The sequence below is a fragment of the Gallibacterium sp. ZY190522 genome, assembly GCF_054166015.1.
The window spans coordinates 739,638-763,782 of the sequence record NZ_CM135118.1; the positions used below are offsets into that span (position 1 = coordinate 739,638).

Genomic DNA, 24,145 nt, shown 5'->3' on the forward strand with positions numbered 1-24,145 from the left:
ATGATTGAATTAACGAACAATGAGGTACTTTAATGCATATTACCGATAATATTAAATTAATTGCCAAACGCTACGGGAAATGGGCGAATGAGGGAAATGGGTTAGGGTACCCTTCTATTGAACCATTTTTGCGTGAAGCTAAGAGAAAACAATATGGCATACCGATGCTAGATGATGAAACCGCTATGCAGATCAATCATTACAGTTTAATAATGCGTTCTGTTACGCCTGAGTTATACCAAGTATTTATGTTGAGGTTTGTTTCTATGAGAAGTATTAATCAGATTTGTAAGGAGATGAGCGTTAGCCCCACAACTTGTAAATCTTATCTTTATGCCGCTTTACAATCACTAAAACTATTATTAACTAGCAATTGCTGTATCTTTATACCGTGAAAATTATCTCAATAGGCTTTTTATTTAAAATGTGATCTGTATTATAAATTAACTAATGATTAAAATATCTTTCTCCAGTATGATTAAAATTATTTTGACCACTGGAGAAAAATATGAGTAATAATATCTTTAAAGACAAAATAATTTCACACGCTCAACACGTTTTAAATGTTGGGAAACATTGTTCAACCGAAGAAACTACGAAACAAGCTCTTATCTTACCTCTTTTAGACGCTTTAGGTTTTACCTCTTATGATCCAACAAAAGTTAAAGCAGAATATGCTGCGGATTTTGTTGGTGCAAAGAGCGGTGAGCGTGTTGATTACGCCTTGTTCTGCCATAACGTTCCCGTTATGTTTATTGAAGCAAAATCTTATAACGAAGATTTATCTAACCACGCTCCCCAATTAGCAAGATATTTTAACGCAACCCCAGAAGTTACCGTTGCAGCAATTACAAATGGCAAAGAATGGCGATTTTTTACCGATTTAAAAGAAAAAAATATTATGGATAGCACTCCATTTTTACGCCTTAATTTTGAAATGCTTGATGAGTCAAAAATCCCACAACTCGCTCAGTTTTGCCACGATAAATTTCAGCCAGAAGCCTTGCGAACCCTCGCAGAAGAAAGTATTTATTTATCGTCATTTACTAAAGTTATCTCCTCATCATTAAAAGAGGTTGATGGCGATTTCGTACGTTATGTTGCAGGACGTTCTAATATTGGCAGGCAGCTAAATCAGCGATTTATAGAGTCAATCACGCCGATCGTTAAACAAGCTGTTGAGCGTGCTGTAAGTGATATGGTTGTGTCTGGACTATCAAAACCAGAAAACAATAATGAAATTGATACTGTAGAACATGTAGAAAAAGTATCAGAAACAGCAGCGATTGTTGATCCTAATAATGAAAAAATTGTAACTACCTATACAGAAAGGCAAGTTTTTGAATATGTTACCTTAATTTTAGGACAAGATACTCATTTAGTTGCTAAAGATACTGAAAGCTATTACAGTATACTTTATCAAGGAAAAACAAATCGATGGATACTGCGTTACTATGATAATAAACAACGCCCCTCAATTGTAATCCCGATTGAATTAACGCCTGATAATCAAAAAGAGATCAGTAGAGCGGGGCTAGAAATATCAGGTAACCAGATCATCATTGATTACCCTGAAAACATTTTAAGATTAAGTGGATTAATCAAAGACTGCCTAGAATATTGTCAAAATGATGAAAACTTTAGAATGAAGAAAAAATAATCCCCTCTTTTCTTTCATAAGCCCACAGCCCCTATTTAGGGGCTTTTTTATTCCTCTCTTATTTTGTTTTATTTTTAAGCGAATAGCATAAAAATTATTTTCCTATTTAAAAAATAGTTTACTAATAAATAGAAAACTATTATTATGTATTCATCAAAACAAGATACCAACCAAAAAGAGGAAAACAAAATGGCTTATATCAATCAAGAAATGAAAAAAGAAATTATGGAAAACGTGAAAAAAGTGTTACCGCAAGGCTGGAAAGCAAGCGGCAAAGTATGCGACAGCGTGGCTCTTTCTCTTACTGTAAAAATTGCTGGTGAAGATGCGAATGTCTGGAATGAATGGAAAGCCAAAATCGCCAACGCAAAATCAAGCAACGCCCTTTTTGAAGCTCGCCAAGCTAAACCTTTTGCCGAAGTGATTGAAGCCTTACGCAACGCAATGGAAAGCCTCAATGCTGGCGTAAATGATGGTTCTCGTGATTTATGTACAAAACGCTATTTTACTGAAATGAACATTATCACCGCCTAGGCTCGAAAGAGCCTTTATTCAAGCCCGAGTGGGTTTTAATAAAGGTTTTTTTAACCAAATTTGCTCTTTAACAGATTATTTGAGTGGAAGCCCGGTTTAACGATCAGCCGCCACGTGTTACCGCATAAATCGTTCTCCTTAGGGAGGTAGGTTAAAAGGCTTTTATAACAAAGCTCATTCTTTTTTAGAGTGAGCTTGATTATAAAAGACAAGGAGAAACACCATGTTTGACAAAGTAAAACAAAAAAACCGCAGACGCTTTTTACGTCAGCGAAATAAAGCGAAAAAATTAATGATGAACGGCACATCAAAACTCCAAGCCGCATTAATTGATTTACCGTTACGCACGAAGCCTAAAGTTGATATTGCCAACCATCATTGCAACAAAGGCAGCGTAACAGTCAACACCGTACGAGCAAAAGAAAAAATTCTCCGAGGTTGTCAGGAGTTGATAAGAATTTAACAAATATCAGTAGGTTGAACCGACCGTAAGGTGCTGTTTCAGGTAACAGCGTAGCAAAAGCCTGATTAACCATTAATTTAGTCAGATTAGTGGGGATTTTCTGAGGTGATAACAGTCTGCTACAAGGCTGCACGAAACTATTTCAAGTAGTCAAATGACACGACATCGTCTTTATTCCTTAGAGTTGGAGAGACAATAAGGGGCTTGCTGACTGTGGCAAGGGTAAATAATCACAGTCAACCTCATTCAAAACTGCATTCTTAGCCATTCGTTTTTAGTTTTTTTCCTCGTGGCTTTGAATGTGGTTCTGAATGAGATAAGAAATAGGAGAAACACAGTGAAAAAATATGAATTAACCGATGAATATATCGAGATCGGACTTGTAACTAAAATTAAACTCTATCGCATAAAAGCTCTAGTTACAATCGCATCAATCGGTGTTAGTGCCGGTGATTTAGGTGGCTATGTTGAGAAGGAGTCAAACTTAGATCAGAGCGGCAATGCCTGGGTGTCCGGTAATGCCAAGGTGTCCGGTAATGCCGAGGTGTCCGGTAATGCCGAGGTGTGCGGTAATGCCAGGGTGTGCGGTAATGCCAGGGTGTGCGGTAATGCCAGGGTGTGCGGTAATGCCGAGGTGTACGGTAATGCCAAGGTGTCCGGTAATGCCAAGGTGTACGATGATGCCTGGGTGTCCGGTAATGCCGAGGTGTCCGGTAATGCCGAGGTGTGCGGTAATGCCAGGGTGTGCGGTAATGCCAGGGTGTGCGGTAATGCCAGGGTGTGCGAGAGATCTGATATTGTATGGTTTTCGAATGTTGGTACGGAGTACGGCACATTAACCGTATTTAAAACTAAGCAAGGAGTATTGTGGGTCACTAGAGGCTGTTTTAGTGGTTCTGTTGAAGAGTTTTTGAAAAAATCCGCAGAAGTACACGATGAAAAAACCAAAAGAGAATATCAGCTTTTGATCGAAGTGGCTAAATCCAGATTGGAGGAAACACAATGAACGCTTGGAAATACGACAGTGATGAAGATTACTATGAATCGCTCTCCATTAACTACGACGATCAAGAATATGACGGCGATGATGATGATTTTGATCCACGAGAATGTGATAGAGCAGCTGAATGTGGGAAAGACAGTTTTTAGATAATTTTTATAGATAATGCTAGATTACATTATGTTATTTATGGCAAAATAAAGCTAAAGTTGTAAATTGATCTTTGACAGCCTGTGTAAATATTTCATTACATAGGCTATTTTTGTACCTTAAACTGTTTATTTAAGGAGGTGAGTATGGCTTATTCAGCAATGCAAGTTGCTAATGCTTTTATTCAGAAAGCACAAGACGGATTAATTCCAGCTTTAACACCAATGAAATTACAAAAACTGATGTTTTTTGCTCAATCTTGGTATCTAAAAAAATATAAAAGAAGATTAATTAATGATGAATTTGTCCGCTGGCAATACGGTCCTGTTGTTCAATCTGTCTATTATGAATTTTCTAAAAACAGAGGAACCGAAATAAAACATATGGCAAAAAATGCCTTAGGTATTAATTTTGATTCTAGATTAGATATAAAAGATGAGCAATTCCTTGATGATATTATAGATGCTTATGCTCATTATAATGGTTGGCAATTATCAGATATGACTCATCACAAAGACGGTGCTTGGCGCATGGGAGAATTAGGTACAGTTATCACTGATTCGGAAATGTACAATGGCAGAGTATAAACCAAAATCAAAAATTAAGCCAACAATTAGTCCATCTGCAAATATACGTCATAATAGATTTGAACAAGAAAAGCCAACTAAAAATATAACTCCTTTAGAAAAGGAAGATATTAACGATAAAATATCTTCACGTAGATTAAGATTTATATATGCAATAGTTGCTCTACTTTTTGCTATAGCGAGTGTCGTTTATTGGATGCGTTTTATTCAATTTTATTATGACCCTAATAAACACTCTGATACAGTCTTTATTGCTATTACTTCTGCTTGCACAGTAAATATTCTTGCAGCTTTTATATCAATAATAAAAGGGTTATTCCCTGTATTAAGAGAAAAATAATACTCCTATTTAGTTTGACAACCAACAGGCTTTTTTATTGTCAATTTTATAACCGTATTCTCCTAAGGTTGCCTTCAAATGAGATTTTTTCACCAAAATATGAATAGTAGTATTTTTAAAAGTAAGATTTTGTTATATCATACTCACAACTTATCAAGTTTTATTTATTAATAAAGCTTGTTTAAACAATAAAACTTATTGATAAATAAGAGTATTTTTAGAACAATATTTGGGAAACACCGTGAATAGTCATCAAAATCCAGCATATTTTGCTGAAACTGTACTTAACAGCTTTTGGAATAATATTATTCCTGTTGATCCTATTGCTATAGCAAAGTGTTTCGGAATTAACGTTGTTTACGATAATTTGCCTGGCGATGCATCAGGAGCATTGGTAAAAACTAAAGATATGGATTATCCGATAATTTTAGTAGATCAATCTGATCCTGATGTTCGTAAACGTTTTACCATCGCTCACGAAATTGGACACTATATCTATAATACATTTATTCTTGGACTAAAGAACTATGAAAAAATTGATTATAGAAATAGCAAATCAAGCGGTGGAACAGATACTGAAGAAATTTTTGCCAATAAATTCGCAGCAGCTCTATTAATGCCTGAAAGCTATTTAAAAACGTTAGACCTATCAAATCGTAGTATAGTAATTGAACAGTCGGCTGCTCTTAGAGTGTCTGCTGAAGCATTAAACTATCGCTTAGATTCCTTAAAAGGTTATTAGTTAGATGTCCCGACCTCCATTTGAAGAATTTATTCATCAAGTTTCAGAAGAAAAGAAACGAGAACAAGAAAAAGATATCATCAAAGAAAAAGCGGAAAAAAGTGCTAAAGATGAAGAAAGTTGGGCTAAAACCGACGAAGAAGAACAACGCTCAAAGAAACTCGACAACGATGATAAAGAAAATGATATTACCTTAAAATCACATTATGCTTACTTGTTAATCGGTGTAATGATTATCCAACTTTTTGTAATGAATAGGGTTTTCATAGGTGTTGGTGCCGGCGAACTAAAATATGATAACTATGTTCTTCATCTCTACATAACAGGAACCTTACTTGAGCTATTCGGCTTAGTACTTGTGATAACTAAATATCTCTTCAAAAATAAATAATTTGACAACCACCGCCCTTTATATTAGGATAGCCCCACTTTCAAACGAAAGTCGGCAAGCCACAGTTAAGTGGCTTTTTTTGTATCTGAATTAAGGAGTGGGTATGTTCAAAAAATTTTTTGCTAATCTCTTTAAAAGTAAAGATAACATAAAATCTAGCATTAACCAACGAACAGAAATTACAGATTTTAAAACTCAAATATCTATTCCTGCTGAACCTGGATATTTTATTAATTTAGATAAGCAATTAAAACAAAGAATAGAAAATGCGTTATCTAAATATGATTTTGTAAAGAAAGAAAAAGTCGCACTTCTTGCTAATGAAATAATCAATAATCATTCAAAATATAGCAAAGATATTTTATCTTTAGATGAAAAGAGAAAGTTAGGACTAAATACTAGAGCAAAGTATGCTAGGAGTTTTATTGAGTGTTTTTCTAATGTTGAGAACCTAAACTTTGATCCTAAACTCTTCTGTCAAAATCTCCTTTATACTGAACGTACCATATTATACTGCTTAGATGACATTGATAGATTAAAGAAAAATAGAGCTTCAGAACAATTTATCATTGAAGAGCAAATTATTACTGAAGAAAAAGAAGAGTTTACTAAAAAAATATATAATATTAATGAAATTCCTGTATTTGAAGAAATTGACTATACAAATAAAAGAGTGCTCTTTTTCGTTATCGCAAATATTGATCTTGACATCTAGACTGATTTTTCGGTAGGATACCCGTACTTACTTTCCAAAAGCGGTTTCCGCTCCGACAATTTGCGGTTTTTTTGTACCTAAATTTTAGGTTATATCCGATGAGATCGGGGCGAGAGAACGATATACAATACATCTGAATAAGTTCCGCCCATCTTTTGGAGGGTAAGTTGAACCCCGATCACCACTTAATGATCGGATTAATAACTTAAATCCAAAAGGTACAAAATTATGTCAAATCAAATTCAATTCAACACCTTTAATTTTCATTCAAATGACGTTCGAGTTATCACAGATCCAACAGGTGAATTTTGGTTCTGTGGTACAGATGTTTGCACGATTTTAGGCTATATCAATGCCCCTGATGCACTGAAAAAACATTGCAAACAAACTGGTATAGCGAAACGCTATATCAGCTATCCAAGCGGTAGAAAAGAAGCTATCTTCATCAACGAACCCAACTTATACCGCCTAATCATCAAATCACGCAAACCAGAGGCAGAACCATTTGAAGCGTGGGTATTTGAAGAAGTCTTACCGCAGATTAGAAAAACAGGTAAGTACAGTTTAGAACAGCAACAACTCGCCTTGCCCGAGCCAGAGAAAAAATTTACTCTAAACTGGACGGAAAACGAACTTAAACGATTAGCCTCATTTTGGTGTGCTGCGTATGAAATGCACCAAATACTTAAACACCTTGAACAAGGATTAAGTACGATTGGCTCAAGTTTTGCCTCAACCGTCCATACTCAAATTAGGGAATATCAATCTACACTTGACCTTATTCACGCACGACTTCAAGTAGATATTGATCCACTGCAATATGCAGACCCACAGAACGCACATTGGCAATATTGCTTAAATACAATCAATAGCTACAAGCCGAGAGCGAAACTAATACCAGTTCGTAAATACAACTTCTAACTTAACCAACCGCCTTACCTTACTTTTTAGTGAGGCGGTTTATTGCACCCTAAATTCTGTAAATTGTTCAAATAAGGAGCAAAAAATGAAATTCACACTAGAGCCGATTTACCTTATTACCGCGTTAATCATCGCCGTTGTCTTAGGCATTAGTTGCCAACCGCAACCCGTCAAAGCACTGGAAAAAGACACGGATTATTACGACCACACGCTCAACCTTAAAACTACCTTAAGCGAGGAACAGCAACAATGGCAACAATGGGCAAAAGAAGAATGGAAAAAGGAACACGGCAATTTACAAACACCGCTAACAGCGGAACACGAAGCGGAAATTAGAGCGCAATTAGCGGAGGGAATGAGATGATGGATATTTTTGAACAGCTTAATCAACAAGCGAAACAGCTTAACCGCCAACGGCTTGAAATGTTATTTCATCAACTCACGTTAGCGCTACACCAATACCGCACGGACGAACAATGGAACGGCTACTTTGCAACGCTTTTGGAACAACACGATTATCAGGACATTGTTAACGCTATTGAGCGCTTACCGATTGAGGCGCAGACAAGAGAAAGGTTGCGCCACTTACTGGAGGTTAATCAGTTTTATTCCGTGCAAGAAAACGAAATCGCAGACCACAGAACATTAAACCAATTCAAATAAGAGGATAATAATATGGCACTTAAAATCATTTCATCAAAACAATCTATCGAAGTAAAAAACATCACTATCTGTATCTATGCTCCCCCAGCTTATGGAAAAACATCAACCGCATTTACAGCAAAAAATCCACTGCTGCTAGACTTCGATAATGGAGCATATCGTTCTCAATTCCGTAAAGATACGGTACAGATTGAATCTTGGCAAGATATTACAGGCTTAACAGAAGAGGATTTAAAGCCTTACGATACCATTATTATTGATACCGTAGGTCGTGCGTTAGATATGATTACGGTTGATATTCTAAGAAGTAATCAAAAAGGAACAACTAGAAATGGTGGAACTGAATTAAGTCAACAAGGCTATGGCACACTTAAAAATAGGTTTATTTCGTGGTTAAAACTTCTCCGCTCTTTCGGTAAAGATGTCGTTTTACTTTCACATATGACTGAGGAAAGAAAAAATGATGAGTTTGTAGAACGTTTGGATATTCAAGGCGGAGCGAAAAACGAAGTTTATAAAGTGGCAGATTTAATGGGAAGATTAGTCTTAAATGGCAATAAAAAAGTTCTCGATTTTAACCCTAGCTCAACAGGCTTTGGTAAGAACCCAATAGGCTTACCTGTGATTGCTGTACCTAACTTTAAAGTTGAGCCTTTGTTCTTAGCGAATATTATCGAGCAAGTGAAAGCAGAATTAAATAAACAATCTGATGAAGCTATCAAGGAACAACAAGAACTTGATGAGGTGCACGCTAAATTCAGCGTTTTGTTAAATCCTGAAGAGTTTAACGAAATGATAGATCCAGATATGCCAACTTTACATAAGCAGCTATTAATGGATTATGCGAAAAAACAAGGAATTACTTTCAATAAAGAAAGCAAACAATTTGAAAAGGTCGCCGCATGATAAGAATCTCCGCAACAACATTAGAAGCCTACCGAAGATGGCTTGATAACGAAGATGCAACCATAGAAGATATGGTTGCTTATCTTGATAGAAAAATAGAACCTACTAAAGCAATGATGGCTGGCACTGCTTTTCATAAACTGCTTGAAACAAAACAGGGTAATCTCACAGTAGAAACAGTTGATGGTTTTACTTTTGATTTTAGTGAAATTGATAGTGATGTTTATATTCCCAAAATCAAAGAGTTTAAATTCACGGTTATGAGAAGAATTCTTGATGAAGATGTGACATTTGTTGGTGTTGTTGATGCGATGGATAGCAACACTGTTTTCGATCACAAGCTAACCTCATCAATAGATGTCGAAAAGAATTATGAGCCATCAATGCAATGGCGAGCGTATCTATCTTGGCTTAATTTAGATCATTTTACCTACAATCTTTTTAGACAGTATAACCCTGCTGCTACTCCTGATACCTTTCTGATTAAAGAAGCTGTTACTGTATCATTTCACAGATATGAAGATATGGATCTAGATGTTGAGAATATGGCAAAAAGTTTAATAATTTTTATTAAGGAGTACGCTCCACACCTAATTAATAGGGAGTAAATAATGGCAGGCGTAAATCGTGCAATTATATTAGGCAATTTAGGACAAGCTCCCGAAATCCGCACAATGCAAAACGGCGATCTAGTAGCTAATATCAGCGTAGCCACTAGTGAGCGTTGGCAGGATAAACAGAGTGGTGAATGGCGAGAACTCACAGAATGGCACAGAATTGTGCTTTATCGGCGGTTAGCGGAAATCGCCGAACAATACCTTAAAAAAGGCTCAAAAGTGTATGTTGAAGGGCGTATCAGAACCCGAAAATGGCAAGACAAAAATGGGCAAGAACGCTACATCACAGAAATTCAAGGCGACAGCTTGCAGATGTTAGATAGCCGTCAAGAAGGGCAAAACGCACAGGCTAACGCACCGACACAACAAGCACAAGCCAACAAGCCGAATGCTTACGCACAAGCAAAAAACGGCACTTACACCCCACCGCCACCAGCTGATTTTGATGATGAGATGCCTTTTTAATGGAGGATAAAAATGAACACATTAAAGTTTTGTGACGTGACTTTAATTGATGGACATAGAGCGTGGATTAATTTTCATGAAATTGAATGTATTGAAGATTTCTATATTCACTATGACGAAGAAACAGATAGTTTTATAGAAGGTCTTGACCGTACGTTTAAAAAAATAACTAAAGTTATAATGAAAAGTGGTCGTATCTATTATGTGGAATTTACTTTAGATAGTTTTGACGATAAGTTTTATATTTCAAAACATTACAATCATTTCAACCTAGATTTAGACAAAAGCGCCCTCGATTGAGGGCTTTTTTACGAGGCAAAAATGAAAAAATGCTATGAAGTGCAGCTGAATGATCTTTCTGACCTAGAGCTAAGCGCAAGCTGGGAAATAGATTTTGACTTCAAAGACTTTTCTGATCTTTTAAAAGAAGAAGGAATAAAAACTGTCGAGCAAGCCATTATCTATATTAATCAGTTTTGGTCAGATTCTCCCGATGAAGATGACGAATTTAACGAGCATTTAAATTACTTTTTAAAATACGCAACATTGAAAATCCATTATATCTATAACAATACCACACTATGGGAAACCGATGACTTAATACAATACCTATTCGGCAAAGAAGAAGGGTTTTGCGTCGGAGAATGTGGGATTAAATTAACTAGCTTTTATGATGGGTTTGTATTAAATGAAGATTTATTAGAGGTACACGAACAATGAACACAGACCTACTCAACGAACGGGCCAAAACGCACGGCGACTTTATCAGCGGTGCAGAAACCTTTTATCACCTGATGAAGCCAATTATTGATAGTCAGTTGTTTGAGCGAAATAAAGTGGCAGCTTACGCAATGACAATGATACAAGCTAAAGTAACAAGAATTTGCAATGGCAATGAAAATTTTCCCGACCACTGGGCCGACATTATCGGCTACGCTCAATTAGCAACCGGCAAGCAATTTGAGCCACAGCAAGCGGTAAGTGTGTCGGTTGTGGATTATATAGAAACTCAGAATATGACAGCGAACCGCTAAGGAGCAGTTAAAATGGGGAAAATAATTACTCGTACCGTCAATATTGATACCTATGTTGATGTAGATATTGACATTGACGACTTAGACCTTTCTGATTTTATGCCTGATATTCCTTTGCAAGAATTTTTCCGTTGCAACTGTGGCAATTTACATTTCGTTGCTATTGAGGCAATACGAGAACGGCAGAACTTGCAAGGTGAAAAAACAAATCTTGTGAAATTACTCGAAGAATTAACAGGTGCATATATTTAGGAGATAAAAAATGTTTTGGTTTAAAAACACAATGATTTACCGCTTAACAAAAGCGATGGATTTTTCCAACCTCTCAAGCCAACTTGAGGCGTGTGAATTTACGCCTTGCGGTAGTAGTGAGGCAAGTAAATTTGGCTGGATTGCACCACTTAGCACGAGCGAACAACTCTGCCTTGAGGCTAACGGACAAATTTTACTTGTCGCCCAGCGAGAAGTAAAAATCTTGCCGAATCAGGTTGTAACAAAAGAGCTGGAACGGAGGGTCAATGAACTTGAGAAGAAAGAAGAACGCAAACTAAGAAAATTAGAACGGTTATCTATTAAAGATGACGTTGTTGCCACCTTACTACCACAGGCTTTTACGCGTAGCACACAGACCTCACTTTGGATTGATACGCAAAACCGGTTGATTTATGTGGACGCAGGCTCAGCAAAACGGGCAGAAGATGCGTTAGCGTTATTGCGAAAATCCCTAGGCTCTTTGCCTGTTATCCCACTTGCTTTTGCCAATGACCCATCGCTCATTATGACAAGCTGGCTTAATGAAGCACCTGATTGGCTAACCGTGCTAGAAGAAGCAGAGTTGACAGGAATAAAAGAAGATGGCGTAGCGAAATTTAAGCGGCAAGATTTAAATAGCAATGAAGTTTACTCATTACTTGAAGCAGGAAAAGTTGTTACGAAAATAGCTTTAGACTGGGAAGAAAATTTAAGTTTTGTGCTTTGTGATGACGGTACACTTAAACGCCTAAAATTTGCTGATGAAGTGCGAGAAAAAAATGACGATATATTGAAAGAAGATATTGCTCAACGCTTTGACGCGGATTTTTTATTAATGACGGCAACCCTTTCGGAATTAACTAAGAGATTGCTCAATGAATTTGGCGGAGAAAAGGAAAGCGTATGAAACTATCAATATTTAAGCCACAAGAACCTGACTTAATTATGGGAGATGGTAAAAAATATATTATTTTAGAAAAATCACGCTCATTTGGTTGGGATATAGTCCGAGAAACAAGATATGGTTTGCCACTTGATGAAATAAAACAAGTACACGCATATCAAATTAAATATCGTGATATTAGCCCTAAAAATTTATTGATTGTGCCAGTGGAGGATTGATTATGGAAATTAAAGAAACCTTACACGTACAAGACTTTATTTATCACGGCTTACAATTTATTAAAAAAAAGATTGTCCCCTACTAAAAGAGCCGGGAGATACTAATTATGCACGTTGGGTTATGTTAATGCACGATGTTCCCGCCACCTTAAGTTTTGATATTGAAGAATATGTTAAACAATTCCCTTTGTATTGTATGTATGAGGGGATTAAACACAAGTTTATTAATGTTTCACGATTAGGTGATGTATTTATTACTGATAATCTAGAAAGTACATCTTATAACAAACGAGTGTTAATTACCGATTTATATCAATTTTCAAAGGAGAAGTAATTATGTATTTAGACAGTTTTGGTGGGGCAATAATGGCAGTATGTATTTTCATTGCAGTTGTTGCTTTTGGTCTAGGTGTGTTAGTAGGTTGGTTATTTTTGTAAGGGAGTTAAAATGAGAAAAATCATCCAAATTTGTAGCAATTATAATAGTGAATTTACTAACGGTGAATCACTATTCGCTTTGTGTAATGACGGAAGTGTGTGGTGGTCTGATGGTACATTAGATTTTGGTTGGAAGCGACTTCTTGATATTCCACAAGATGAACCAAAACGAACAGATCATTTAACAGGAAAACAGATGGAGAAATGAAATGCATTCAGAAATTCACGAAGAAATGACTAAAGTTGCTAAACAATTAGGAGATAATCCATTTATCGCGAAACAACTTATTTCATATGAAAATAATACCATAATTGTATTCTTTGAAGATGAGGACAATGAAGATGAAATCATTTGATTTAGAAAAAGCATTAGCAGGTGAACCAGTTAAACTTAAAAACGGTTTAAAAGCCTATGTTATTAAAAAATTAGATAGCCCAGAGATAGGTATGCACGAATTAATTGGGTTTTATGAAACTGAACGTAAAAGACAACAGTCTGTTAGCTGGTTTTATGATGGAACTAGATGTGATGACTTTGCTATTACTGGTATGTGGGAAGAACCTAAGCGCTATATTAACGGTATTGAAGTACCTAAGTCTTTAACAATGAAAACTTGCGTCAATGGAGAAAAATATTGGTTCGTTGATTTGCAAAGTTCTGAACTTGTAACTGAAATGCCACTTTATTATTTCAACACTGAGAGCCTTAACTTAGTAAATCGTGGACTAGCGTTTAGGAGGAAACAGGACGCAAAAGCAATGGCTAAAGCGTTGCTAAATTATAAAGTGGAGGTAAAAAATGAGTGAGTGGATTAGTGCGAATGAAAAACAGCCCGATATTGGTTCGGAAGTTTTATATTATTCAATAGAGAATGGGGTGGGATTGGGTTTAGTTAAAGCAATTGATTATGACTTTGTAAATGACGATGGCAACTCGTACAAATTACTTCTCATCTATGATGTAAACGATGAGACAGAATTTATTACTTCTGCTGAATATTGGATACCAGTACCCCAGCCACCACAAGCCTAACCTAACCAGTTAGGCTTTTTTATTGGAATAAATTATGCAAAAACTCACCAAATCCAAAGCGAGGGTAAGAGAGTTTGGCGAGGTGTACACACCTCAAAAACTGGTGCAAAAAATGACCGCGCTTTTACCCGAAGAGAGCTTTGAGCCTGAAAAGAAAATCCTCGAACTCAGCTGTGGCACGGGGAATTTTTTATGTGACATACTCAACCGCAAGCTATGCAAAATCCTCGTAGGTCCAAAGCGTCCTTATTACAAGGCGCTAAATATGTATCAAGCACTAGCGAGCGTTTACGGCGTAGATATTCAACTCGACAACGTGATCGAATGCCAACAACGTTTAAAAAGCCTATTTTACGAACGCCTCGCAATGCTACACGTTAAGCCTTTTGACTATTTTGTCGATCACGTCTTAATTAACAACATCAGACGAGGAAACGCCCTTGAAGATGCGTTTAGTTTCATCGACGTGGAAATCATCTTCAAATTTCATCAAATTGGCATTGATGTCAAAAAAGACAGCTTTTGTTTAACCTCGTACAAATGCCATTTGCAACAGAACACCTTTCAACTTCAAGCCGTGCGATTGCTAGCGTTTGAAGATGAGATAGGGATTAGTCGCAATACTCAATAATTTTCTACAGGAAATCAATAGGAGAATATTATGAAAAAAGCATATTTAATTTTAGCACTTACTTCAGCATTAAGCCTTTCCGCTTGCTCACCGTTTTCAGTGGACGAGGGAGAAATTGGTTTAGTCACTAAATATGGTGAGATTGTAGAGCAAAAGTCAGCAGGCTTGCACTGGCGGTCGTGGTTGGAAGATGACATTAAGTTTTCCACCCGTGAGCAAAAAATCACGTTAGGTTCATTCGATGAGTCAGGAGATTTGACAGGTGGTATCTCTGCCTATACTCGTGATACACAGACCGTTATTACCGCTTTAGTGATTACTTATAAGCTCACCGATCCAATTTTAGTTTATAAGAATTACCGCACAACGGAAAATATGATTAACCAGTTGATCGAGCCACGCAGTCGACAAGCACTTGAAATTGTGTTCAGTAGCTACACGGCGCAACGAGCTTTGGAAAATCGAGCTAAACTTACCACTGATATTACTGCACAAATTAGAGAAGCGGTAAAGGGTTACCCACTGGAAATCACTGCAGTTCAAACGGTAATTCAATTTAATAAAGAATATGAAAAACGGGTAGAGGAAAGCGTTCAAAAGAATGTGGCAATTCAGACCGCAGAGCGTGAACTCATTATTCAGCAAAAACAAGCGGAGATCGTTAAGGTCAATGCACAAGCTAAGGCAGACGCTGAAGTGATTCAAGCAAAAGCCGAAGCGGAGAAAGTACGCCTTGCAGGTGAAGCGGAAGCTGCGGCTATTCGTGCGAAAGGTGAAGCCTTGAAAGAAAACCGCCAGCTCGTAGAGCTTACGGCAGCAGAAAAATGGAACGGTGTATTACCAACCACAATGACCCCGAATGGTTCTGTGCCATTCATTAAAGTTGGGCAGTAATGTTTAAAGCAGACAATAAGGAGTAACTATGTTTATATTAGGTATTATCGTTGGTATCGCTGTAAGTTTTGCAGCACAAGCATTCTTTAGACAATATAAATTAGTTGATAGAAATAAAGACAAATAATGATAACGCCCACTAGTGGGGCTTTTATTGGAGGAAATAATGGAAAATAAAGATATTGGCGTTTATTTCAATCAATCGCAATATGATGAAATATTGCGTACATTTAAACTAAAGGCTCTATTGGATTTAAAAGAGAATAGCCCTTATCTTTTAACGGTTGAAGATATTTCTATTTTGCTGAATAGGTCTTATGATTATACAAACAGAGAAATAGTAAGCTCCCCTGACTTCCCTCAACCTGTTAAAGTTGAAAAAGGTAAGGGGAGAGTTAGAAAATTCTTTTTGCCTAGCGATTTTATTAAATGGCAGCGAGCGAATATTAGAAGAATTAATTAATCTAATAGCGAAGCCACATCAGTCATATTAGGTGCATAATAGGTGTTTAATAAAATTTTAATATCTCTATGTCCTGATATTTTCGCCAAAGTCATCACATCCACTTTTTTAGCAAGCCTTGATAACGCCTCTCGGCGTGTATCGTGAAAATGTAAATAAGATAAACCCGCTCTATTTTTTAATCTTCTGAATAGCGTGCTTAACGTTTCAGGGGTAATTAAAAAAACGAGATCGCTTTTATCTGATTTTACTTTTTCTAGTTGATTAATTAGTTTTAATGCTTTACTGGATAAAGGCACATCACGAGAATGTCCGTTTTTAGTCATAGGTAAATGTGCTATCCGCTTATCTAGATTAATGTTAGACCATTTAAGGCTTGCTATCTCTCCGGCACGCATAGCGGTTTCTATTGCAAAAAGCATAGCGATAGCTACTCTTTTATATTGAGTATCAGGTACAATATTTTCATCATATCCGGCAACCTCTAAAATTTTATTAATATCACTTTCGCTATATCTTTGTGTTCTTTCTTTTGAGTCTTTAGGTTTTTCCATTCCTGTAGCGGGATTTTTAGCTATTAAATTATGGTTAACAGCATATTTTAAAATTGCGTGTATTGTATTTAACTCCCGTAAAACGCTAGGAGGCGAAACCTCTGTTAATCGTTGATCTCGCCAATTCTCAAAATCTCGTCTTGTCAAATCCTTGATATACAAATCAGTAATGGGATGCTTTAAAAATCTATTTAATCTTAATAGCTCCGATCTAGCCCCTCTTTTCTTTATAGTTACCTCTTCTTGATACTTTTCGATTAAAGCTGAAAATAAAATATCCTCTGGTATGCCATTTTTATAATTTTCTAGTTTCCGTTCTTCATCAACGATCCAAGCATTAGCCTCCGCCTTAGTTTTAAATGTAGCGGATTTTCTTTTTCCTAGTTTATGAATTTCAGCACGATATTTTGCTCCACGTTTGTATATTGTTCCCATTTTCTACCTTTATCTGTTGGCGTAAATTTGGCGTAACTCAATACCGTTATTTAACAACAGATAACGTAAAAAACGCAATACAGGATATTTATTTATTTGGATTTTTATAGATAAGTTATTGAAGTAACAACAGATAACGGCTAATAACGGATAAATTACATAAGATTAATAAATGTGCATTTTAGTGACGTGGTGCCCCCAACAGGACTTGAACCTGTGACCAATCGATTATGAGTCGACTGCTCTGACCGACTGAGCTATGGGGGCAGTGGGTAAGACGGCAAAGATTATAGTCAAAGACAGAAATGAAGTCCAGCATTGTATCCAAGCTTATGTTTTTTTTGCGTAATTTTCACGCATTGAAGGGGGCGGATGGCTATGCGTGTTGCTTTTTTAGTCAAAATGCCTAAGTAATTAGAATCTTGCCTAATTCTGAATGCAAGCTGCTCTTTTGGAACAAGTTGCTCAAGGCTTACCATCTTAAGCCCATACTGGGGAAAAGGATTTTAACATTCAGGTATCTTCTTTTATATTGATACGGTTGTTAGATCAAAGATCTAGCTTTTTGTCTAGATCATTGTTAAAAGCCTTACCAACTTGGAAATTTGTATCTTTTCTTCTTACTTTTCACACCACGGTTGTTGCGGCAAATATTCACTTAAAAAATCGATCAATAGAGCGATTCGAGCGGTAAGTTGGTGATGACGATAATAAACGGCATAAATTGGTTGTAAGATTTTTTGTCGCAGATCTGGCAAAATTTCTACTAGTTCGCCATTTTTTCGTGCTTGTTCAGTCATCATATCGGATAAACAGACCACGCCGACGTGATTAAGCGCCAGTGCCAATAAACTTTCTCCACTGGAAGCGATCACGCTAGGCGTAATCGTGAGTAAATGACCAGAATTGTCTAACAATGGCCATTGGTTAAGGTGCGCCGGTTGGCTGAACCCCAACAGGCGATGTTGCAATAACTGATGTACGCTATCAATTTTCCCTTGTTTTGCCAAATATTGCGGTGTCGCCAAAATACGAATGGCGGTTTTACCGAGCAAACGAGCGTGCATAGAGGAATCTTGCAATTCTCCGATCCGAATCGCCACATTAGTGCGCTCTTCCAATAAATCGATCAGGCTATCATTGCTGTTCAGTTCTATTTGAATTCGGGAATAGCGTTGTAAAAATTCTGCCATAGCCGGAATCAAAACGTGCCGCATCACTGGTGCTGATGTGTTGATACGTAATAATCCGCCAGCATCCGTATGGCGAGCAAGCAATTTTTCTTCAGCAATTTGGACACTATCTAAAATTTGTCGCGCTTGTTGTAATAACAGTTCACCTTCGGCAGTGAGATACATTCGTCTTGTGCTGCGTTGCAACAACGTAGTTTCTAAATCGTTTTCCAGCTTTGATAGACTGCGACTTACGGCAGAAATTGGCAGATTTAAGCTTTGTGCAGCAGCACTAATTGATTTTTTTCGACAATTTGTACAAAAATATTAAGTGCTTCAAGATTGAGTTTCACATTTATTCCTTCCGATTAAAGGCGTTGATGGGGTGGAGATTATCTTAATAGCTAACCGAATACAAGATTATTTTTGCAAAATTTGCAAATATTATTTGTAAATTACACTGTTTTTTTGAAGTAATCCTTTTTCTATAATGCACGCCATCAATGAAATAGAAGTTAAACAATTAAGATGAAGGAGAAAAAAATGACAATTCCAAATTTTGGTGTAGGAACTTTCCGTTTACAAGGTCAGGTTGTGATTGATTCTGTGAAAAATGCGTTGGATGTTGGTTATCGTGCAATTGATACTGCACAAATTTATGGTAATGAGGCGGAAATCGGGCAGGTAATTGCTGAGAGTGGTGTAAATCGTGATCAACTCTTTTTAACTACAAAAATCTGGGTGGATAATTACAGTGCCAATAAATTGGAAGATAGCCTAAAAGAGAGTTTGCGAAAATTGCGTACTGATGTAGTAGATTTAACGTTGATTCACTGGCCTGCTCCAAATAACGGAGTGGCGTTGCCAGAATATATGAATGCATTGTTTGAGGCGAAAAAAGCAGGATTAACACGTCAAATCGGGATTTCCAATTTTAATATTGAATTGACTAAACAGGCGATAGCGGTCGTTGGCAAAGAAAATATTGCCACCAATCAAATTGAGTTAAGTCCTTATCTACAAAATCCGAAATTGGTTCACTTTTTGCAAGAGCAAGGTATAAAAATCACCTCTTATATGACGTTAGCTTATGGAAAGGTATTGAACGATCCGATTTTAGTACAAATTGCACAAGTGCATAATGCAACTACCGCACAAGTGGCGTTAGCTTGGGCATTAGCTCGCGGTTTTGCTGTTATTCCGTCTTCAACTAAACGAGAAAATTTAATTTCCAATTTAAAAGCATTGGAATTGAAGTTGAGCGAACAGGAAATTGCAATGATCAATGCGTTAGATCGTAATAGCCGAGAAGTCAGTCCAGATGGATTGGTAGCGGAATGGGATGATTAATATTTTCTTTTGCCTGTGAAAGAGCGGAATTTCTGCTCTTTCATTCAATACATAACACAATCGTTTTTAAATTAAGAGAGGAATTTAATGCCAGTTGCTTTATTGGCCCTAATGATTGGGGCTTTTGCTATCGGAACAACCGAATTTGTGATTGTTGGATTAGTGCCGACCATTGCACAAAGTTTAGCTATCAGCGTACCGTCTGCCGGCTTATTAGTTAGTTTGTATGCGTTGTCCGTTGCCATTAGTGCGCCTTTGCTCACCGCAATGACAGCACGTTGGCAACGTCGTAATGTACTTCTGTTTTTAATGGCCATTTTTGTGGTGGGAAATCTATTAGCATGGCAGGCAACCAATTTTTCTACACTGATCTGTGCAAGAATTGTGACGGGGTTGGCACACGGTGTATTTTTCTCAATTGGCTCAACCATTGCGACACAATTAGTGACAAAAGAGAAAGCTGTTGCTGCAATTGCAATGATGTTTACTGGACTTACTGTGGCGTTGGTAACCGGCGTGCCATTGGGTGCCTATATCGGGCAACATTTCGGTTGGCAAACTACCTTTTTAACGGTGATGTCTTTGGGGGTGATCGCCTTTATCGGTGCATTATTATTTGTGCCGAAAAATTTACAGCAACCTAAACCAGTGAAATTGATCCAACAATTGGATGTGATTCGTTCACCTCGGTTACTGCTGGTTTATGCGATGACCGCATTAGGTTACGGTGGAACTTTCGTGCTATTCACTTTTTTATCGCCGATGTTACAACAATTAGCTGGTTTTAACGGCAATGATGTCAGTTTGATTTTGGTTGGTTACGGTATTGCAGTTGCACTGGGCAATACATTGGGTGGTAAATTGGCAGATAAGCTGGGTACGGTTCGTTCGCTAAAATATATTTTTAGTGTACAAATGTTGGTGTTGTTCTCTTTTTATTTCACCGCACAAAGTGCGTGGGTGGTGTTAATTAGTACAATATTATTGGGTTTAACCAGTTTTGCTAATGTTCCACCACTGCAATTATTAGTGGTCGAACAGGCAAAAATTGATGCTCCACAGTCAGTGGATGTAGCTTCTGGTTTGAACATTGCCGCCTTTAATTTGGGTATTACTATTGGTTCAGGTATTGGTGGTCAAGTAGTGGCGAAGCTCGGATTATTGGATACTGCGTGGGTCGGTGCTATTATTCTGGCGATTACACTACTGCTGGTTTCTTTATTCAACAGAATGCAACAAGTGAAATGTTCAGAGCAAGTTTTTGCCTAATTGAAGTCAATAACAGAAACCTGTGAGCGATCACAGGTTTTTTCTTATAGAAATTTTTCCAGTAAAAAGTTAATCACCGCCGCCACACGCTTTATTTTTTGGCTGGCTTGTGGGTAATACAGATACACAGGCGGATAATTGCGCCAATACTGTTGCAAAACGGGGATAAAGTTAGCTTTGTCGGGGAGTTGTTGATAAATCGGGGTGAATAAACGCCCAATGCCTAAGCTCGCACGCACGCCGTCTGCGATGGTGTCGATGTCGTTACAAATCATCGGCGTGGGCATTTCCACACTCACGCTTTCGCCATCGTGTTCCAAAATCAGCGGCAAAATCTGCCCAGTGGTGATAAAACGATAGCCAATTAAGCAGTGTTGGTGCAGATTTTCACGGCTCGGCATACCGTATTGTTTCAGATAGCTGTCTGAAACATATAGCCCCTCTTGAAAGGCTGGCAGAAGCTGGTGTGCCACCATATTTTCATCGATTTTATCGCCAAAACGAATGCCTAAATCGAAGCCTTGTGCCACCAAATCCACCGTGCCGTCATACACAGAAATATCCAAGCAAATATGCGGATAACGGCGGTGAAATTCCGCCAAATGATCTTGCAAAATCAAACGGTAAGCAAAGCGAGAAAGGGTAATCTGCACCAAACCCGATGGCGCGTGTTCCTCGCCAAGAAACTGTTCCAAACGGCTGTCCAACTCCCGCATTAACGGCTCGGTTTGTGTGAGCAACCTCGCTCCAGCCTCCGTGAGCTGAATCCGCCTTGTGCTACGCCAAAACAACGGCATATCCATGGTTTGCTCCAACAGCTTCAAGGCTTGGCTTACGGAAGGGCTGGTAATCCCCAGTTTCCTCGCCGCCGCATTAATACTCCCCTCTTGGGCAATGGCGTGGAAAATTTGTAGTTGGTGATAGGTGGTGCTGTTCATTCTTCGGCTTTCCCTAATTCTGTTTTAGTTATTATTAGTCTAGTAAAGACAATTCACCTTGTCTATACTGTGCAACCTATTCATTTATTGTCGTTTCAGTTCAAAATAAGACAAGGCAATGAGCCGAAGACAGTACAGATAGTACGGCAAGGCGAAATAACGCCGTATTATTTTGAAATCAAACGACAACACATAAGGAAAAAACAATGTCTATCCTCATCATCTCCAGCCACCCCAATTTAACCCAATCGGTGGCGAATCAAACCATTTTGAACCAGTTAAAAAAACTTTTACCAACGGCAGAATTTGTGCATTTGGATACGCAATATCCTGATTTCCGCATTGACGTGGCAGCGGAGCAAAATCGCCTAGTTCAAGCAGATACCATTGTGTTGCAATTCCCGTTTTATTGGTATAGCTATCCTGCTTTGTTGAAAAAATGGGTGGACGAAGTGTTTGTGTATGGTTTCGTACACGGCTCAACGGGCGATAAGCTCAAGGACAAAAAGCTGGTGATGTCGTTCACCACCGGTGCGGCGGCGGAGCTTTACCAGCCAGAGGGCGCGATGCACCACACCGTTGAGCAATTTCTGCCCGCGTTTCAACAGCTTGCCTTTTTGTGCCAAATGCAATGGCAACCGCCTGTGTATTCCAACGGTATGACGACCATTCCTAACGTCAGCACGCCTGAGCAAATCGCTGAAGTGCAAGCCAAAGCCGTGGCACACGCCGAGCGTTTAGCGGCACAGTTGCAAAAATAAGGAAGTGCGGTATGTTTTTAGTACTAATTTCATTAGCTCCCAGCGACGGGGGTGAGCGCTTTATTAGACGGACACCGTGCGTGGCTGAAACAATACGCCGAGGAGGGCAATTTCTTGCTGTTTGGTCCATATGACAACCACCAAGGCGGCTTAATCCTCTCCCAAGCCGACAGCGAAGAGACCTTGCAAGCGATCTTGTCAGAAGATGTGTTTTACCATAACGGTTTAGCGGATTATCAAGTTGCCGCCTTTAGCCCAAGATGGATCAACGCCGAAGGCTTACAGGCACAAATTATTTAGTCACTCTGGCAAGTAAGCTAAAGCGTTGCTATTGTTGAGAGCTTGAAAAGCACATTTACCTATTTAATCGGTGATGCTTTGGTGGAATTGGGCTTAGTTATGATCGCTGACGGCAAGTTAAGCTTCGGCTTAACAAACGGATAGCATATTGGTCGTTTATATAGCATTAGTCGTTTTATCGATTTTACGAAGAGAAAACGCTATATGCAAAAAGCGAAATTAGGCATTAAGATTTCTTCAACTTTATTTATCAATAAGAACAAGCTTAGACTTGTCCTTATTTTTCTATTCAATATTTCTTCTGTATAAAGAAAAGGCATAGTAGACAAAATTGTTGCTGATCTATCAAAAACTATGCCATGTGGACAATTTTGTTGCTAATATTTATTTTTCAAAATATTAGCAACTCTTTTTATTTAAAAAATCCTTTATAAACATAATCTTATGCTGTTTTGTTAAGCCATTATGATTATTTAATTGACGTTTTAGATGTTTAAATAATCCTTCAATCCTATTTGTCGTCTTTTCAATATTTATTTCAGTATACTTTTCAAAAGAGAATAAATAATTCATATACCATTTTAAACTGTCATAAGCGCCTCTTATGTTTCGATGCTTATATGGGAAATAGCCTTTTTCATTCGCTTTTTCACTTCGTTCTTTTAAAAAAATCTCGTGCTTTAAATACCATGTATGTAAGCGAAGATAAAATTCATTTTTTGTGCTTTCTGTTATTGTTTTAGTGATAATTTTTAATTCCTTACCTGCTGATGATTGATGTTTTTTTCTTAATTTTCTCATTACAATAGCTATCATATGAAATTGACACATCTGTACCGGAGTATTAAAAAGATCTTTCATTAATCCTCTTCTCCCATCACAAGTAATAGCTTGAATTATATAGCCTTTTTCTCTTAGTCGATTTAATGCTAATTTGTAATAAATATCCTTTTCTGTTCGTATAAAGTGATAACAAACTACCTTATTTGTTTTTGAATCCATCAGCACTAAAACACCAAAATAGCGACCAAAAAAGGAGGTATCCATAATAATGTTCAGGTATCGATTTTGAGGTAATTTTAAGGGTGTTTTGGGGGATTTATCTATATATCTTTGAATGGTTCTAACGGAACAATGATATTTAATTGCAAGTTGTTGATAAGTTTGTTTTCCACAAGTGTAATCAGACCAAATTTTTATTGGATCTAATTTCTTTTTGAACGTAAATATTTTATGGCATTGGTGACAAAAATAACGTTGAAAATTATTTAATTTGCCATGTTTCTTTATTTCTGCACTTTGGCAAAATGGGCAGTTTTTTATTCATATTTCAAAAAGAGGGCTT

At 37.5% G+C, this 24,145-nt stretch carries 38 protein-coding genes, 1 tRNA gene and 1 pseudogene; 34 read left to right on the forward strand and 6 right to left on the reverse strand.

Features of this window, described 5'->3' with window-relative positions:
- Positions 1-32: 32 nt before the first annotated feature.
- From ACXPAV_RS03690 to ACXPAV_RS03835, 30 genes are all read left to right on the forward strand, one after another.
- Positions 33-395 carry an antiterminator Q family protein gene (locus tag ACXPAV_RS03690; RefSeq protein WP_458004101.1) on the forward strand — a complete coding sequence of 121 codons (363 nt, stop codon included), beginning with the start codon at positions 33-35 and terminating at the stop codon, positions 393-395.
- 113 nt (positions 396-508) lie between these two features.
- The gene (locus tag ACXPAV_RS03695; protein ID WP_458004102.1) at positions 509-1,660 is read left to right on the forward strand and encodes a type I restriction endonuclease; all 1,152 of its coding nucleotides are present in this window, start codon (positions 509-511) and stop codon (positions 1,658-1,660) included.
- Between the two features lie 189 nt (positions 1,661-1,849).
- Positions 1,850-2,194, forward strand: coding sequence for a hypothetical protein (locus tag ACXPAV_RS03700; protein ID WP_458004103.1), 345 nt, complete (start codon positions 1,850-1,852; stop codon positions 2,192-2,194).
- Between the two features lie 223 nt (positions 2,195-2,417).
- Positions 2,418-2,657 (forward strand): hypothetical protein, encoded by a 240-nt coding sequence (locus ACXPAV_RS03705; protein ID WP_458004104.1) that lies wholly within the window; start codon positions 2,418-2,420, stop codon positions 2,655-2,657.
- A gap of 337 nt (positions 2,658-2,994) precedes the next feature.
- The gene (locus ACXPAV_RS03710) at positions 2,995-3,663 is read left to right on the forward strand and encodes a polymer-forming cytoskeletal protein (RefSeq protein ID WP_458004105.1); all 669 of its coding nucleotides are present in this window, start codon (positions 2,995-2,997) and stop codon (positions 3,661-3,663) included.
- Complete coding sequence (locus ACXPAV_RS03715) at positions 3,660-3,806, forward strand: hypothetical protein (protein WP_458003983.1); 147 nt, start codon at positions 3,660-3,662, stop codon at positions 3,804-3,806. The genes ACXPAV_RS03710 and ACXPAV_RS03715 overlap by 4 nt, the downstream gene beginning before the upstream one ends.
- 147 nt (positions 3,807-3,953) lie before the next feature.
- Positions 3,954-4,394: a Panacea domain-containing protein gene (locus tag ACXPAV_RS03720; RefSeq protein ID WP_458003984.1), complete on the forward strand. Its 441-nt coding sequence runs from the start codon at positions 3,954-3,956 to the stop codon at positions 4,392-4,394.
- Positions 4,381-4,734, forward strand: coding sequence for a hypothetical protein (locus tag ACXPAV_RS03725; RefSeq protein WP_458003985.1), 354 nt, complete (start codon positions 4,381-4,383; stop codon positions 4,732-4,734). Before ACXPAV_RS03720 ends, ACXPAV_RS03725 begins: the two co-directional genes overlap by 14 nt.
- Positions 4,735-4,975: 241 nt before the next feature.
- Positions 4,976-5,476, forward strand: coding sequence for an ImmA/IrrE family metallo-endopeptidase (locus ACXPAV_RS03730; RefSeq protein ID WP_039137007.1), 501 nt, complete (start codon positions 4,976-4,978; stop codon positions 5,474-5,476).
- A 4-nt stretch (positions 5,477-5,480) separates the two neighbouring features.
- Positions 5,481-5,867 (forward strand): hypothetical protein, encoded by a 387-nt coding sequence (locus ACXPAV_RS03735; RefSeq protein WP_458003986.1) that lies wholly within the window; start codon positions 5,481-5,483, stop codon positions 5,865-5,867.
- A gap of 103 nt (positions 5,868-5,970) precedes the next feature.
- A complete protein-coding gene (locus ACXPAV_RS03740) occupies positions 5,971-6,582 on the forward strand; it encodes a hypothetical protein (protein ID WP_458003987.1) in 612 nt (203 codons plus the stop codon).
- 228 nt (positions 6,583-6,810) lie between these two features.
- Positions 6,811-7,503 (forward strand): BRO family protein, encoded by a 693-nt coding sequence (locus ACXPAV_RS03745; protein ID WP_458003988.1) that lies wholly within the window; start codon positions 6,811-6,813, stop codon positions 7,501-7,503.
- An 85-nt stretch (positions 7,504-7,588) separates the two neighbouring features.
- Complete coding sequence (locus ACXPAV_RS03750) at positions 7,589-7,867, forward strand: hypothetical protein (protein ID WP_458003989.1); 279 nt, start codon at positions 7,589-7,591, stop codon at positions 7,865-7,867.
- Positions 7,864-8,166: a hypothetical protein gene (locus tag ACXPAV_RS03755; RefSeq protein WP_458003990.1), complete on the forward strand. Its 303-nt coding sequence runs from the start codon at positions 7,864-7,866 to the stop codon at positions 8,164-8,166. The genes ACXPAV_RS03750 and ACXPAV_RS03755 overlap by 4 nt, the downstream gene beginning before the upstream one ends.
- A gap of 12 nt (positions 8,167-8,178) precedes the next feature.
- On the forward strand, positions 8,179-9,072 hold the full coding sequence (locus ACXPAV_RS03760; RefSeq protein ID WP_458003991.1) for an ATP-binding protein: 894 nt from the start codon (positions 8,179-8,181) through the stop codon (positions 9,070-9,072).
- On the forward strand, positions 9,069-9,680 hold the full coding sequence (locus ACXPAV_RS03765) for a hypothetical protein (RefSeq protein WP_458003992.1): 612 nt from the start codon (positions 9,069-9,071) through the stop codon (positions 9,678-9,680). Before ACXPAV_RS03760 ends, ACXPAV_RS03765 begins: the two co-directional genes overlap by 4 nt.
- Before the next feature lie 3 nt (positions 9,681-9,683).
- On the forward strand, positions 9,684-10,154 hold the full coding sequence (gene ssb, locus ACXPAV_RS03770; RefSeq protein ID WP_458003993.1) for a single-stranded DNA-binding protein: 471 nt from the start codon (positions 9,684-9,686) through the stop codon (positions 10,152-10,154).
- A gap of 12 nt (positions 10,155-10,166) precedes the next feature.
- Positions 10,167-10,454, forward strand: a complete 288-nt coding sequence (locus ACXPAV_RS03775) for a hypothetical protein (protein ID WP_458003994.1) — start codon at positions 10,167-10,169, stop codon at positions 10,452-10,454.
- A gap of 21 nt (positions 10,455-10,475) precedes the next feature.
- On the forward strand, positions 10,476-10,874 hold the full coding sequence (locus ACXPAV_RS03780) for a hypothetical protein (protein ID WP_458003995.1): 399 nt from the start codon (positions 10,476-10,478) through the stop codon (positions 10,872-10,874).
- Positions 10,871-11,188: a DUF6378 domain-containing protein gene (locus ACXPAV_RS03785; protein ID WP_458003996.1), complete on the forward strand. Its 318-nt coding sequence runs from the start codon at positions 10,871-10,873 to the stop codon at positions 11,186-11,188. The genes ACXPAV_RS03780 and ACXPAV_RS03785 overlap by 4 nt, the downstream gene beginning before the upstream one ends.
- Positions 11,189-11,200: 12 nt before the next feature.
- Positions 11,201-11,440 carry a hypothetical protein gene (locus ACXPAV_RS03790; protein ID WP_458003997.1) on the forward strand — a complete coding sequence of 80 codons (240 nt, stop codon included), beginning with the start codon at positions 11,201-11,203 and terminating at the stop codon, positions 11,438-11,440.
- A gap of 10 nt (positions 11,441-11,450) precedes the next feature.
- On the forward strand, positions 11,451-12,347 hold the full coding sequence (gene rdgC, locus ACXPAV_RS03795; RefSeq protein ID WP_458004106.1) for a recombination-associated protein RdgC: 897 nt from the start codon (positions 11,451-11,453) through the stop codon (positions 12,345-12,347).
- Positions 12,344-12,562 carry a hypothetical protein gene (locus tag ACXPAV_RS03800; RefSeq protein WP_103853768.1) on the forward strand — a complete coding sequence of 73 codons (219 nt, stop codon included), beginning with the start codon at positions 12,344-12,346 and terminating at the stop codon, positions 12,560-12,562. The genes rdgC and ACXPAV_RS03800 overlap by 4 nt, the downstream gene beginning before the upstream one ends.
- A gap of 448 nt (positions 12,563-13,010) precedes the next feature.
- The gene (locus ACXPAV_RS03805; protein WP_335795897.1) at positions 13,011-13,208 is read left to right on the forward strand and encodes a hypothetical protein; all 198 of its coding nucleotides are present in this window, start codon (positions 13,011-13,013) and stop codon (positions 13,206-13,208) included.
- A 1-nt stretch (position 13,209) separates the two neighbouring features.
- On the forward strand, positions 13,210-13,356 hold the full coding sequence (locus tag ACXPAV_RS03810) for a hypothetical protein (protein WP_155275111.1): 147 nt from the start codon (positions 13,210-13,212) through the stop codon (positions 13,354-13,356).
- Positions 13,343-13,807 carry a hypothetical protein gene (locus tag ACXPAV_RS03815; RefSeq protein ID WP_458004107.1) on the forward strand — a complete coding sequence of 155 codons (465 nt, stop codon included), beginning with the start codon at positions 13,343-13,345 and terminating at the stop codon, positions 13,805-13,807. Before ACXPAV_RS03810 ends, ACXPAV_RS03815 begins: the two co-directional genes overlap by 14 nt.
- Positions 13,800-14,033, forward strand: coding sequence for a hypothetical protein (locus ACXPAV_RS03820; protein WP_458004108.1), 234 nt, complete (start codon positions 13,800-13,802; stop codon positions 14,031-14,033). The genes ACXPAV_RS03815 and ACXPAV_RS03820 overlap by 8 nt, the downstream gene beginning before the upstream one ends.
- 34 nt (positions 14,034-14,067) lie before the next feature.
- Positions 14,068-14,664 (forward strand): N-6 DNA methylase, encoded by a 597-nt coding sequence (locus ACXPAV_RS03825; RefSeq protein ID WP_458004109.1) that lies wholly within the window; start codon positions 14,068-14,070, stop codon positions 14,662-14,664.
- A gap of 30 nt (positions 14,665-14,694) precedes the next feature.
- Positions 14,695-15,558 (forward strand): SPFH domain-containing protein, encoded by an 864-nt coding sequence (locus ACXPAV_RS03830; RefSeq protein ID WP_302509328.1) that lies wholly within the window; start codon positions 14,695-14,697, stop codon positions 15,556-15,558.
- 166 nt (positions 15,559-15,724) lie between these two features.
- Positions 15,725-16,021 carry a hypothetical protein gene (locus ACXPAV_RS03835; RefSeq protein WP_302509329.1) on the forward strand — a complete coding sequence of 99 codons (297 nt, stop codon included), beginning with the start codon at positions 15,725-15,727 and terminating at the stop codon, positions 16,019-16,021.
- Here the strand turns inward: ACXPAV_RS03835 and ACXPAV_RS03840 are convergent.
- The 4 genes and pseudogenes from ACXPAV_RS03840 to ACXPAV_RS03855 all read right to left on the reverse strand — a co-directional run.
- A complete protein-coding gene (locus tag ACXPAV_RS03840; protein WP_458004110.1) occupies positions 16,018-17,010 on the reverse strand; it encodes a tyrosine-type recombinase/integrase in 993 nt (330 codons plus the stop codon). The genes ACXPAV_RS03835 and ACXPAV_RS03840 overlap by 4 nt on opposite strands.
- 190 nt (positions 17,011-17,200) lie before the next feature.
- Positions 17,201-17,277 (reverse strand) — tRNA-Ile (locus ACXPAV_RS03845).
- A gap of 353 nt (positions 17,278-17,630) precedes the next feature.
- A complete protein-coding gene (locus ACXPAV_RS03850) occupies positions 17,631-18,389 on the reverse strand; it encodes a LysR substrate-binding domain-containing protein (protein ID WP_458004111.1) in 759 nt (252 codons plus the stop codon).
- A gap of 15 nt (positions 18,390-18,404) precedes the next feature.
- Positions 18,405-18,479, reverse strand: a pseudogene (locus ACXPAV_RS03855) (helix-turn-helix domain-containing protein); the annotation flags it as partial.
- A 246-nt stretch (positions 18,480-18,725) separates the two neighbouring features.
- Here ACXPAV_RS03855 and dkgB point away from each other — a divergent pair.
- Together dkgB and ACXPAV_RS03865 are read left to right on the forward strand one after the other, a co-directional pair.
- Positions 18,726-19,532 (forward strand): 2,5-didehydrogluconate reductase DkgB, encoded by an 807-nt coding sequence (gene dkgB / locus ACXPAV_RS03860; protein WP_458004112.1) that lies wholly within the window; start codon positions 18,726-18,728, stop codon positions 19,530-19,532.
- An 87-nt stretch (positions 19,533-19,619) separates the two neighbouring features.
- A complete protein-coding gene (locus tag ACXPAV_RS03865) occupies positions 19,620-20,801 on the forward strand; it encodes an MFS transporter (RefSeq protein ID WP_458004113.1) in 1,182 nt (393 codons plus the stop codon).
- Positions 20,802-20,845: 44 nt separating this feature from the next.
- On the opposite strand, the gene ACXPAV_RS03870 is transcribed toward ACXPAV_RS03865, so the two are convergent.
- Positions 20,846-21,739, reverse strand: coding sequence for a LysR family transcriptional regulator (locus ACXPAV_RS03870; RefSeq protein ID WP_458004114.1), 894 nt, complete (start codon positions 21,737-21,739; stop codon positions 20,846-20,848).
- Between the two features lie 206 nt (positions 21,740-21,945).
- Here ACXPAV_RS03870 and ACXPAV_RS03875 point away from each other — a divergent pair, with 206 nt between their 5' ends.
- Together ACXPAV_RS03875 and ACXPAV_RS03880 are read left to right on the forward strand one after the other, a co-directional pair.
- The gene (locus tag ACXPAV_RS03875; protein ID WP_458004115.1) at positions 21,946-22,500 is read left to right on the forward strand and encodes an NAD(P)H-dependent oxidoreductase; all 555 of its coding nucleotides are present in this window, start codon (positions 21,946-21,948) and stop codon (positions 22,498-22,500) included.
- A 51-nt stretch (positions 22,501-22,551) separates the two neighbouring features.
- Complete coding sequence (locus tag ACXPAV_RS03880) at positions 22,552-22,800, forward strand: YciI family protein (RefSeq protein ID WP_458004116.1); 249 nt, start codon at positions 22,552-22,554, stop codon at positions 22,798-22,800.
- 399 nt (positions 22,801-23,199) lie between these two features.
- Here the strand turns inward: ACXPAV_RS03880 and ACXPAV_RS03885 are convergent, their stop codons facing one another.
- Entirely contained in the window at positions 23,200-24,123 is a 924-nt protein-coding gene (locus ACXPAV_RS03885; protein ID WP_458004387.1) for an IS256 family transposase, variant Zn-binding type, read from the reverse strand.
- Between the last annotated feature and the right edge of the window lie 22 nt (positions 24,124-24,145).

Bases quoted from the DNA above. Each gene is read 5' to 3' on its own strand.
- ACXPAV_RS03690 (WP_458004101.1), top strand. From the start codon at position 33: ATGCATATTACCGATAATATTAAATTAATTGCCAAACGCTACGGGAAA.
- ACXPAV_RS03695 (WP_458004102.1), top strand. From the start codon at position 509: ATGAGTAATAATATCTTTAAAGACAAAATAATTTCACACGCTCAACAC.
- ACXPAV_RS03700 (WP_458004103.1), top strand. From the start codon at position 1,850: ATGGCTTATATCAATCAAGAAATGAAAAAAGAAATTATGGAAAACGTG.
- ACXPAV_RS03705 (WP_458004104.1), top strand. From the start codon at position 2,418: ATGTTTGACAAAGTAAAACAAAAAAACCGCAGACGCTTTTTACGTCAG.
- ACXPAV_RS03715 (WP_458003983.1), top strand. From the start codon at position 3,660: ATGAACGCTTGGAAATACGACAGTGATGAAGATTACTATGAATCGCTC.
- ACXPAV_RS03720 (WP_458003984.1), top strand. From the start codon at position 3,954: ATGGCTTATTCAGCAATGCAAGTTGCTAATGCTTTTATTCAGAAAGCA.
- ACXPAV_RS03725 (WP_458003985.1), top strand. From the start codon at position 4,381: ATGGCAGAGTATAAACCAAAATCAAAAATTAAGCCAACAATTAGTCCA.
- ACXPAV_RS03735 (WP_458003986.1), top strand. From the start codon at position 5,481: ATGTCCCGACCTCCATTTGAAGAATTTATTCATCAAGTTTCAGAAGAA.
- ACXPAV_RS03740 (WP_458003987.1), top strand. From the start codon at position 5,971: ATGTTCAAAAAATTTTTTGCTAATCTCTTTAAAAGTAAAGATAACATA.
- ACXPAV_RS03745 (WP_458003988.1), top strand. From the start codon at position 6,811: ATGTCAAATCAAATTCAATTCAACACCTTTAATTTTCATTCAAATGAC.
- ACXPAV_RS03750 (WP_458003989.1), top strand. From the start codon at position 7,589: ATGAAATTCACACTAGAGCCGATTTACCTTATTACCGCGTTAATCATC.
- ACXPAV_RS03755 (WP_458003990.1), top strand. From the start codon at position 7,864: ATGATGGATATTTTTGAACAGCTTAATCAACAAGCGAAACAGCTTAAC.
- ACXPAV_RS03760 (WP_458003991.1), top strand. From the start codon at position 8,179: ATGGCACTTAAAATCATTTCATCAAAACAATCTATCGAAGTAAAAAAC.
- ACXPAV_RS03765 (WP_458003992.1), top strand. From the start codon at position 9,069: ATGATAAGAATCTCCGCAACAACATTAGAAGCCTACCGAAGATGGCTT.
- ssb (WP_458003993.1), top strand. From the start codon at position 9,684: ATGGCAGGCGTAAATCGTGCAATTATATTAGGCAATTTAGGACAAGCT.
- ACXPAV_RS03775 (WP_458003994.1), top strand. From the start codon at position 10,167: ATGAACACATTAAAGTTTTGTGACGTGACTTTAATTGATGGACATAGA.
- ACXPAV_RS03780 (WP_458003995.1), top strand. From the start codon at position 10,476: ATGAAAAAATGCTATGAAGTGCAGCTGAATGATCTTTCTGACCTAGAG.
- ACXPAV_RS03785 (WP_458003996.1), top strand. From the start codon at position 10,871: ATGAACACAGACCTACTCAACGAACGGGCCAAAACGCACGGCGACTTT.
- ACXPAV_RS03790 (WP_458003997.1), top strand. From the start codon at position 11,201: ATGGGGAAAATAATTACTCGTACCGTCAATATTGATACCTATGTTGAT.
- rdgC (WP_458004106.1), top strand. From the start codon at position 11,451: ATGTTTTGGTTTAAAAACACAATGATTTACCGCTTAACAAAAGCGATG.
- ACXPAV_RS03800 (WP_103853768.1), top strand. From the start codon at position 12,344: ATGAAACTATCAATATTTAAGCCACAAGAACCTGACTTAATTATGGGA.
- ACXPAV_RS03805 (WP_335795897.1), top strand. From the start codon at position 13,011: ATGAGAAAAATCATCCAAATTTGTAGCAATTATAATAGTGAATTTACT.
- ACXPAV_RS03810 (WP_155275111.1), top strand. From the start codon at position 13,210: ATGCATTCAGAAATTCACGAAGAAATGACTAAAGTTGCTAAACAATTA.
- ACXPAV_RS03815 (WP_458004107.1), top strand. From the start codon at position 13,343: ATGAAATCATTTGATTTAGAAAAAGCATTAGCAGGTGAACCAGTTAAA.
- ACXPAV_RS03820 (WP_458004108.1), top strand. From the start codon at position 13,800: ATGAGTGAGTGGATTAGTGCGAATGAAAAACAGCCCGATATTGGTTCG.
- ACXPAV_RS03825 (WP_458004109.1), top strand. From the start codon at position 14,068: ATGCAAAAACTCACCAAATCCAAAGCGAGGGTAAGAGAGTTTGGCGAG.
- ACXPAV_RS03830 (WP_302509328.1), top strand. From the start codon at position 14,695: ATGAAAAAAGCATATTTAATTTTAGCACTTACTTCAGCATTAAGCCTT.
- ACXPAV_RS03835 (WP_302509329.1), top strand. From the start codon at position 15,725: ATGGAAAATAAAGATATTGGCGTTTATTTCAATCAATCGCAATATGAT.
- ACXPAV_RS03840 (WP_458004110.1), bottom strand. From the start codon at position 17,010: ATGGGAACAATATACAAACGTGGAGCAAAATATCGTGCTGAAATTCAT.
- dkgB (WP_458004112.1), top strand. From the start codon at position 18,726: ATGACAATTCCAAATTTTGGTGTAGGAACTTTCCGTTTACAAGGTCAG.
- ACXPAV_RS03865 (WP_458004113.1), top strand. From the start codon at position 19,620: ATGCCAGTTGCTTTATTGGCCCTAATGATTGGGGCTTTTGCTATCGGA.
- ACXPAV_RS03870 (WP_458004114.1), bottom strand. From the start codon at position 21,739: ATGAACAGCACCACCTATCACCAACTACAAATTTTCCACGCCATTGCC.
- ACXPAV_RS03875 (WP_458004115.1), top strand. From the start codon at position 21,946: ATGTCTATCCTCATCATCTCCAGCCACCCCAATTTAACCCAATCGGTG.